Origin of the sequence: Tomitella biformata AHU 1821, from assembly GCF_000524475.1 — a bacterium.
GTDB classification, from domain to species: domain Bacteria; phylum Actinomycetota; class Actinomycetes; order Mycobacteriales; family Mycobacteriaceae; genus Tomitella; species Tomitella biformata.
This window is the reverse complement of record NZ_BAVQ01000057.1, coordinates 1-9046: the sequence shown is the minus strand read 5'-3', so window position 1 is coordinate 9046 and position 9046 is coordinate 1. Positions and strand designations below refer to the sequence as shown.

The following is a 9046-nucleotide window of genomic DNA, read 5'->3' as shown; positions in this document are numbered from 1 at the left end:
ACCGCGGCCATCGCGAGGGCGATGTCCTCAGCGGACGCGGTGATGCTGAATTGAGCCATGCCATCGCGTAACGGTCGGGCACGGGTGCCGCGTTGTCTCTTCGCTCTGTGATGGCGGTCGCGGAACGCGTCGGGGTCGTGTTCGAAGATGAGGCGGTTGGCCAGGTTGTGAAGGTCTCGCTCACCTGTCGCGCAGGCTGCGCGGAGGGCGCGGGCGATCGCGGCGTCCACATCCGGGCAGTAGGCCTTGCCGTCGAGCAGATCGGTGTCGATGACCAAGACTTTGTATTGGGCTTCGGTGATCAGTCCATCGCGCAGGCACTTCCCAATTTCGGGGATCCGGAAAACCATCGCGAGGGCCTCGCGAAGCATGGTTGCCCCGGCGGCGTGGCGGATGTGGCTAGCCGCGGCCAAGTGTGCGGCGGTGGTGGCGTCGTCGTCGAGGACGCGCAGGTCCAGTTCCGGGGTGGAGGTGGCCAGGGTCAGGTGCAGTTGCGCGGCGCGGGCGTAGGAGTCCCAGGATAAAAGGGATTTCCAGGTTTGGTTGGCGGTGATGGTGTCGAGGAGTTCGGCGGCGGGGGTGCGGCTGCCGAAGGGGGGCAGGCGGAAGGCGGCGGTGGTCACGTCGTCGGATTCGATGATCATTCCCCAACCCCCCTAGGTCGAATGTACAGTCGAGTTTACTCGTGACGTAGGTCACCGTCAAGAGATTTGGGGGAATAAGAATTCGATATTGTTCGGCCCGTGAACTAAGAGTTCGCGGCGATGAGCAGACAGGTGAATCCCCCAACGCTGGTCGCAGTGCGCGCTGCGTTCCACAGCGTCCACGGGTTCTCGAACAGTGCTCGGCCCGCGCCCTCCGCCGGCTAGTCGGAGACCCGGGCGAACAGTGCCGGCTCGGTCCCCGCCACCTGCGCCACTCGTCCGCGCCCCACCAAGTGCCGCAGATGCGCCGCACCCTCCGAGAGCGCCATCTGCTTGCCCATCGCCGGCAGCTCGTCCCACGGCCGGTACCACCGCATGCGCTCGGCGACCTGCCAGACGGTGAGCTGATCATCGCCGAAGTCGCGATAGAGGTGCGCCAGCCGCTCCTCATGGTGTTCGATCAGAGCGGCGGACCGGGCCGCCACATCCGCGATGGGCAGGCCGTGTGCGCCGAGACCGCGGATGACATCCATGCTCCCCACTCGTCGCAGCGATTCCATGAAGTCGGCGAGCGCGTCGTCTTCCTCCAACGGATACACATAACTGCCCACATGCGGGGTGGTCTTCTCCAGGACGTGGTCCCCGGTGAACATCGTCTTCGCTTCCTCCAGGAGGAAGCAGACGTGGCCCGGGGTGTGGCCGGGCGTCCAGACTGTGCGCAGGTCGCGGCCGCCGAGCGAGATGATCTCATCGGCGGCCAAGATCCGGTCCGGCCGGGACTCTGGCCCTACCGGCGCATGGCCCGGTCCGATGCCCTCGAACACACCCAGGTCGATGCTGGGGGCACCCGCCAGCGCGAGATTCGCCAGATTCTTCTCCAGCGTCTCCGGCGACCTCGGCTCGGACATCAGGTCAAACCATTGGTAATCAGACTCGTGCATCCCGATCCACGCGCCCGACGCCTCCCGCACCCGCCCGACCAGGCCGGTGTGGTCCGGGTGGAAGTGGGTGAGGACGACGCCCTCGATATCTGCCATCGAGTACCCGATGGACTCGATGCCGGCCTGTAGTCCTGCCCAGGCCGCGTCGTCATCCCAGCCCGCGTCCACCAGCACCAGCCCGTTGCGGGATTCCATCGCGTATACGAGGGTGTGCTTGAGCGGGTTCGGGAACGGCACCATCACTTGGTAGACGCCGTCACCGAGGTCGATTGCGCGGTTCGAATTCTCGGCCATCAAGCCACACCTCTTCAGCAGCGGCCGGGGGCAGTGCTCGCGCCAGGTGTGCGAACGGCCTCCCTGCATGCTGGCCCTGCCCCGCTCCCCACGCGAGTCTCGTCCCGTCAAGTGGGAGCGAGATCTCGATCCGCTCAGCGCATCATCCGCCGGTACAGATACGCCAGGTCCTCCTCGGCCCCGTCGAGCTCCGGGCCGAACACCCGCAGCGCCGACCTCAGCAAGGCGGCATCCAGCAATCCCGTCGCCGGGACTGCGTCGTCCGCGCGTTCTGGTGGGAGCGCGGGCAGCGCGGCGCCCTCCCCGAAGTGCCCGCCCGCCGCGGACCCCGCGGCATTTGCGCTCGTGCCCGCGGCGCCGACGGCGTCGATGAGCATGTTCAGGTCCACCCCGCGCAGGGTGAGAATAGCCAGTGGCTCCGTCTCGAGGCGCTGCGCCGCCAGATAGGTCAGTGCCGCCGCGTGGCTGCACGGCCAGCTGAAGTCCGGGCAGGTGCAGTCGAAATCAAGGTCGCCGGTGTCCGATGGCAGGAGCCGCTCAGCCAGTTCCGCGGGCACCGCGCCGGTCGCCAACGCCGAGAGCGAGCCCGGTGTGCTGCGGAGCTGTTCAACAAGCTCCGCACGGTCGTACCGGTCCAGCGCACGCATCGAGAAGCTGGCGCGGAACGGCTCGATCTGGCTGCCCTGGACATCACCGCGGACCAGGCCCGGGGTGATCTCCACCGACAGCACCTTGCCGGCGCGGGCCACCTGCCGGCCCTTGCGCAGCCGCTCCTGATCGAGCAACTCCTCCATGACCGAGACCATGCGACGCGCCCACCATGACCTGCCGAATCCCCCGTGCTGGCTGTCCAGCGCGATGCCGGGGCCGGTTCGCCCTGTCCCTCCCCTGCGAGTCCGACCGGTCATTCGCCCACCGCCTCACTGCCCAGGCGCAGCAGATCCCGCAGCGCCGAATCGGAGAGCTCACTGATCCAGCCCTCCCCGGTGCCAACACTCAGCTCTGCCAGCTCCCGCTTGCCGTACAGCATGGCGTCGATACGCTCCTCCAAAGTCTCGACGCACACGAGCTTGCGCACCTGCACGTCGCGTCGCTGACCGATCCGATACGCGCGGTCAGTCGCCTGGTTCTCCACCGCCGGATTCCACCAACGATCCAGGTGCACAACATGATTGGCGGCCGTGAGGTTGATACCCGTGCCGCCCGCCTTCAACGAGAGGACCATGATGGGCGGTCCCTCCCCCGCCTGGAAGCGCGTGACCATCTCATCACGCGCGCTCTTGCTCGCCCCGCCATGGAGGAAGGGGATGGTGTCGGTATCGAACCGCTTGGCGAGCCAGGGGGTGAGCATCGCGCCGAACTCCCGGAACTGCGTGAACAGCAAGATCCGCTCGTCGTCCCCCAGGACCCCATCGATGATGTCCTCCACCAGTGCGAGCTTCCCGCTGCGGTGCTCCCCGCGGCGCAGCAGCGACGAGCCGTCGGAGTGGAATTGGGCAGGGTGGTTGCACACCTGCTTAAGCCGCAGCAGCGCCGTGAGCACCGCGCCGCGCCGCGCCATACCCTTCGCCCCCTCGATCTTCTCCTGCATATCGTCCAGCACCGCCTGGTAGAGCGTCGCCTGCTCCTGGGTGAGGTTGACCCGCAGCGTCATCTCCTGCTTGGCCGGCAAGTCGCTGATCACGTTCGGGTCCGTCTTGACCCGGCGCAGGATGAACGGTGCCGTGACGGCCCGCAACCGGGCCGCGGCCTCGACGTCGCGGTCGGCCTCGATGGGCACGGCGAAGGCCGCCCGGAACTTCGCGGCGCTGCCCAGCATCCCCGGGTTGGCGAAGTTGAGGATGGCCCGCAGCTCCGCCAGCCGGTTCTCCACCGGAGTGCCCGTCAGCGCCACCCGGTGCCGCACGGCGAGCTGTCGCACAGCCCGGGACTGGGCGGTGCGCTCGTTCTTCACGTGCTGCGCCTCGTCGAGCACCACACGGTCGAACGTCAGGGCCTTGAGCTCCTCCACATCGCGGGCCAGCAGCGCGTAAGTGGTGATCACCAGGTCCGCGTCGCCGACCAGCCGCGCCAACTCCTCGCCCTTGGCGCGGTCGACGCCGTGCTGGACCAGCACGCGCAGCGAGGGGGCGAACTTCTCCGCTTCCCGCTGCCAGTTGCCGACCACGCTCATCGGGCACACGATCAGCGTGGCGGCCGGGCGTCGTGCCTGCTCCTCCCGCTCATGCAGTAGCAGCGCCAGCAGCTGGATCGTCTTGCCCAGGCCCATGTCGTCGGCGAGCACCGCGCCCAGGCCCCGCTCGCTCATGAAGGACAGCCACTGCACTCCTCGTAGCTGATAGGGCCGCAGGGTCGCCGCCAACCCGGCGGGGGGCGCAATATGACCAGACGGCTCTACGGCCGCGCTTCCTGTGCCCCGGAGCAGGGTGTCCACCCATCCCGTCGCCGCGATGTCCGAGACGGGCACCGGCGGTGGGTCCACGGCCAGCATGTTCATCAGCCGGGCGAGGTTTGACGGGGTGCCGCGCTGGGCCTGCAGGTAGTCCGCGGCCGCCGCCAACGCCCCGGCGTCGGCCTGCACCCATTCCCCGCGCAGGCGCACCAGCCCACCCTGCTGGCGGACGAGCTCCGCCACCTCGTCAGGCCAGAGCTCGTGGTCGCCCAGCGCCAGCCGCACGTCGAAATCGAGAAGCTGCGCCATGCCAACCTCGGAGTCGCTGCTGCGCACCGAGACGTCGGGCGTGCTCACGCGGACTCGGAGGGAGGGCTCCAGAACCCGCCAGGCACGGGGCAGGAGCACCGTGATGCCCGCCTCGGTGAGGGCGTGCCCCCCATGGCGCACAAGGTCGGTCACCGCCTGCGAGGGCATCAGCAAATCCAGCGAGTCCAGGTCCCGTGGCAGCTCCTTGAGCAGTGGATACGCCTCCATGGCCCGGGTGAGCTCGGTGAGTGCTCGATGGACGGACTCGCGGTCGGCACGGTGCAAGGCCACGGGACTGGGTGCCTCGCCATCCGCGCGCAGGCACACCTGCAGTCGCCAGATGGGCTCCGCCTCGTCCACCTGCCCGTCGAGCCGCTGGTTCGGGTCCTCCGGCTCGATCAAGCGGAGCACCAGCGCGGGCTCCCCCGCCCGCAGGCTCTCCCGCCAGGTCTGCAGCCGATTGGCCACCCGCGCGCCGTGCTCGCCGAGCGGCTCGCCCGACGTCAGTGCCGCGAGGAGCGGATGCCGCCAGGCCGGGCCGGCCCCGTCGAGCTCACCCAACTCGCGCCGCACCACCGCGTCTGCCAGTGCCTCGGTGAAGTCTGTGAACACCGCGGTCGCGCGCACGGCGGCGGACTCGCCCTCCCCATTCTGTGCACGATTGTGCCCGCGTAACACCAGCGGCATCGCCGCCACCCATTCCGCCTGCCAGGCCCGCTGCCGGACCGTCCCCAGCAGCCGCCACCGCGGCCACCACTGGGAATCGTCCTCCGCGACCTCCGGCGCCACCAGGCCGGACTGGGCCCACCGCCGCAGGCCCGCGACCACCTCGGCGAGGTAGCGCAGGTCGGCGCAGATCTCGGGGCGGTCCGGATCGTCCGCGAGCGCCCCCAAGTACTCGGCCGCGGAATCCGGGGCGAAGCCGAGCGCCGGAAACTGCCCGACGGTCCCGGCCTCGGCATCCAGCAGCACTCGCGCGGTGTGCCGGGGAGGCTTCCTACCCAGCGTGTGGGCCAGTGCGAGCACCTGCTCGTCAGTGGCAGACCAGATCAGCAGCCCGACGCCCGGCTCCCACAATCCGTGCAATCCGGCTGGCAACTCGGGGGCGGCGGCGATCGTGGAGTCCGGCACGGCGACGTCAGCAGTCCTAACTTGTCGGGGCGGCCCAGAGCGGGGCCGCTCCGAGCCTACTTATCACCCCTGACGTTGGCTCAACGCCTTGACGAACACGGTGGGAATGTCGGCGGGATCGCGTGCCACGTAGCTGGAGCCGCCGGTGACCTTCGCCATCTCCGCAAGCACCTCGGCGTCCGCGTCGTCCGTGATACCGATCGCCACCAGCACCACCGGCCGCGCCGGGTCCGCCATCCGGGCCAGCCCCTCCATCAGTTGCGCACGGGTGATGCTCGACGGATCCTCGTTCTCCCCGTCGGTGAGGATGATCACCGCGTTGACCGCACTCGGGTCATAGCCGTCAAGCACCGTTTGGTAGGCGGCGAACACCGTGTCGTAGAGCCCGGTGCCCCCCTTGACCATCGAGCCCAGCGTCCCGAGCGCCGCCGCAAGAGCGTCCCGATGAGTGGACCCGCCCGACGGAGCGTCGAGCATACGGATCGGCGCAAGCTCCACGTAGTCCTTCTGCGGCCCGCCCAGGTCCAGCGAGAACGCCCACAGGCCCAACTGCGCGTTCCCGGGGAACAACTCCTCGCCGACCAGTGCGGCCTGCTGGGTCAACGCGATCCGCGTCGCCCCCTCGCCGGCGGACGCGGCCATCGAGCCGGACACGTCGATGACGACCAGTCCGCGGGTCGGCACCGCAAGCGCGCTCCAGCGGGACAGCGCCTGCTCGGCCGCCGCCGCGTCCCCAATCACCAGCTCTTCGACAGGTCCCACGCCCCGGCCCCCATCTAGGGGCGCGTCGGGACTGGTGCGGAAGCCCGCCGCGGACAACGCGGCCCCGCCCGAGTCCGAGGTCAACAGTCCCACCAGCCGCTCGGCGGCGTCGAGCGCTGCCGCCCGCTGCTCCGGCTTCGCCGAGACCACCAGTGGGTACTCCATGAACACTGTGCCGGAAGCGGGAACAACCGCGTGGAACTCAGGACCCAGCGCCACCGCCGCCTGCTCTGTGACCACTCCCATGCCGCCACTCGCCTGGACGGAGTCGGCCACCTTGGGCGCACCGTCCGCAGACTTCAGGGCATCTGCGCTGAGATGTTTGCTCTGCGCCTGCGCCGCGGGGACCAGCGCCGCCGACACCGCCTGCGGGTCCAGGTTGGAGGATTCAGTCTCGGCCACCGCTGCCAGTACTGGGGCCGCTGCCGTCGAGCTGGCAACCGGATTGCCCAGCCGGATCTCCGGGGTGGCCATCACCTCGAGCCAACTGGCCGGCGGCTGCGTCCCCGCCGCGGCGGACAGGATCACCGCCGGGGAGACGGCAACGGATCGGGCGGCCAACTCCACCGGCGTCTCGAGCACCTTGTTGGCCTTGCGCACCCAGGCCATCGAGTCGGGGATCCAGAGGTCAGGCACATCCGCGCCGCCCACGAGGCCCTGAGCCGCCGCCGCGGAGTCCAGCGCTGTCACGGTGATATCCGCGCAGCCTAGGTCCTGGGGCAAGCTGTCCCCCACCAGCTCGGCCACCGTGGGCGCGAGGTCGGGTGCGACATTGAGGGCGACCGCGGTGGTGTCGGAGCAGTTGCCGCTCCCCCCAGCCATGTCCACAAACAGATACCCGGAGACCAGGACCGCCACCACGATGACGCCCCCGATCACCCACCCACCGCCGAGCCCTCGGGATTTCGTTGTCGCATGATGTCGTCCCGCGCTCAATGGAGGTCCCTCAAATCTCCCTGTGCCACGGGGTTATCTGGCGCACGCCGCGCCGAATACTGATCGACTCTCGCACCTCGTGTCGCCAGCCACCCCATCGGCAACATGGGACCGCAGTATTCTAGCCACCTTTCAGGCCCGTTTAATAGCCCAGCTGGCATTTTTCTACAATTTTCAACTGAATTATGGCGACATAGTTTTCCGGCTCAAATTGAAGTCTGACCGTTTACCATCGGCGCGTGCCATTGCCGCCACAAACCCACCGCCACCGCACCCGCAGCGGCGAAAGTCAGCAGCGCGGACACCAGCAGCGCCGTGTCGAGGCCGGCGTGGAACGCGCCGTAGGTCGCCTGGATCACCTGGTTGACGACGGAGCCGTAGGACTGCTCGTAGCCCGCGGCGCCACCTCCGCCCTGCGGCACGCTACCGGTCTCGATGGCGTTGATGATGATCGAGTCGAAGTTCACGGGGATGTTGAGTTCTCGCAGCCGGCCCTTCAGGCCCGACGTGAGATTGGCGTTGACGAGGCCGCCCAGGGCCGCGACACCCACGACGGCCCCCACCTGCCGCATCGTGTTCGTCGCCGCGGCAGCCATTCCCGAATGCTCGGCAGGCACCCCGGAGAGCACCGCGGAAGTCAGTGGCACCACCGAGATGCCAAATCCCGCGCCGGCGACCATGAGCGAGAGGGCGAGCATCGTAAAGTTCGCGTCCTGGTGCAGTTGCGCACGCGCCAGCAGGATTCCGACCCCGGACAGGAGACAGCCCACGAGCATCGGCACGTTCGCAGGGGCGCGTGCCGTCCACACTCCGGACGTCAAAGATCCCACGACTATCGCGACGGCCATCGGCGCGAACACCGCTGCCGTCCGCCACGGCGAATAACCCACCACCTCCTGCAAATACAAGGCAGAGAAGAAAAAGATGGCAAAGATTCCGAAATAGATCACAAACGCGACTGTCAGGGCGCTGCCCACAATGGGGATCCGCAGATACCGAAAATTGAACATGGGATTGGCGGCGCGCAGTTCCACGAATATGAACAGCCCGAATGCCACGATTCCCACCGCGAAGAGCGCCATCACATACGGCCGGGTGTACCCGACCTCCTGCCCCGTGATGCCGGCGTAGATCACGCACCCTAGAAAGGTGGAGCCCAGCAGGAAGCCGGGTATGTCGACCCGTCCCTGCTGGGCGTCGGAGCTCTCGGGGACGAACGCGATCGCCACCGCGACCAGGAGCGCGCCCAAGATCAGGTTGAACCAGAAGATCGATCGCCAGGAGAACGCGCCCACCAACAGCCCGCCGGCCACCGGCCCCAGCGCCAGCGCCACACCCGAGACTGCGGCCCAGATGCCGACCGCCTTCGCCCGCGCCCCGCCATCGGGATAGAGATGGCGGATGACCGACAGCGTGCCGGGCTCCGACGCGGCCGCGCCCACGCCCATCACGGCCCTGCCCGCGATCAGGAGCGCGACGCTCCCGGCCATCGCGGAGATTCCGGAGCCGACGCAGAACATAATCAGGCCCAGGACCATGAGGCGTTTACGGCCCCACCGGTCCCCAGGGTCACGTCAAAGTCGCGTTTCCGCTGGAGAGAACTAGTTTTATCGCGTCTTGAAGGCAGTGCTGATAGT

General features: G+C 68.4%; 5 protein-coding genes and 1 pseudogene. All 6 read right to left on the bottom strand.

All coding sequences use genetic code 11. The features are described from left to right. Positions 1-644: DUF222 domain-containing protein (locus TBIF_RS14975; protein WP_024795588.1), on the bottom strand; the 644-nt coding region annotated here is incomplete at its 3' end. Positions 645-865: 221 nt separating this feature from the next. Further along, positions 866-1879: an MBL fold metallo-hydrolase gene (locus TBIF_RS14970; RefSeq protein WP_024795587.1), complete on the bottom strand. Its 1014-nt coding sequence runs from the start codon at positions 1877-1879 to the stop codon at positions 866-868. A gap of 134 nt (positions 1880-2013) precedes the next feature. Beyond that, positions 2014-2787: an SWIM zinc finger family protein gene (locus TBIF_RS14965; protein WP_024795586.1), complete on the bottom strand. Its 774-nt coding sequence runs from the start codon at positions 2785-2787 to the stop codon at positions 2014-2016. Further along, positions 2784-5711 carry a DEAD/DEAH box helicase gene (locus tag TBIF_RS14960; protein ID WP_235174772.1) on the bottom strand — a complete coding sequence of 976 codons (2928 nt, stop codon included), beginning with the start codon at positions 5709-5711 and terminating at the stop codon, positions 2784-2786. Before TBIF_RS14960 ends, TBIF_RS14965 begins: the two co-directional genes overlap by 4 nt. 63 nt (positions 5712-5774) lie before the next feature. Then, positions 5775-7352 carry a VWA domain-containing protein gene (locus TBIF_RS14955; protein ID WP_051461570.1) on the bottom strand — a complete coding sequence of 526 codons (1578 nt, stop codon included), beginning with the start codon at positions 7350-7352 and terminating at the stop codon, positions 5775-5777. 263 nt (positions 7353-7615) lie between these two features. Further along, positions 7616-8962 (bottom strand): annotated as a pseudogene (locus TBIF_RS14950) (MFS transporter); the annotation flags it as partial. Positions 8963-9046: the final 84 nt, after the last annotated feature.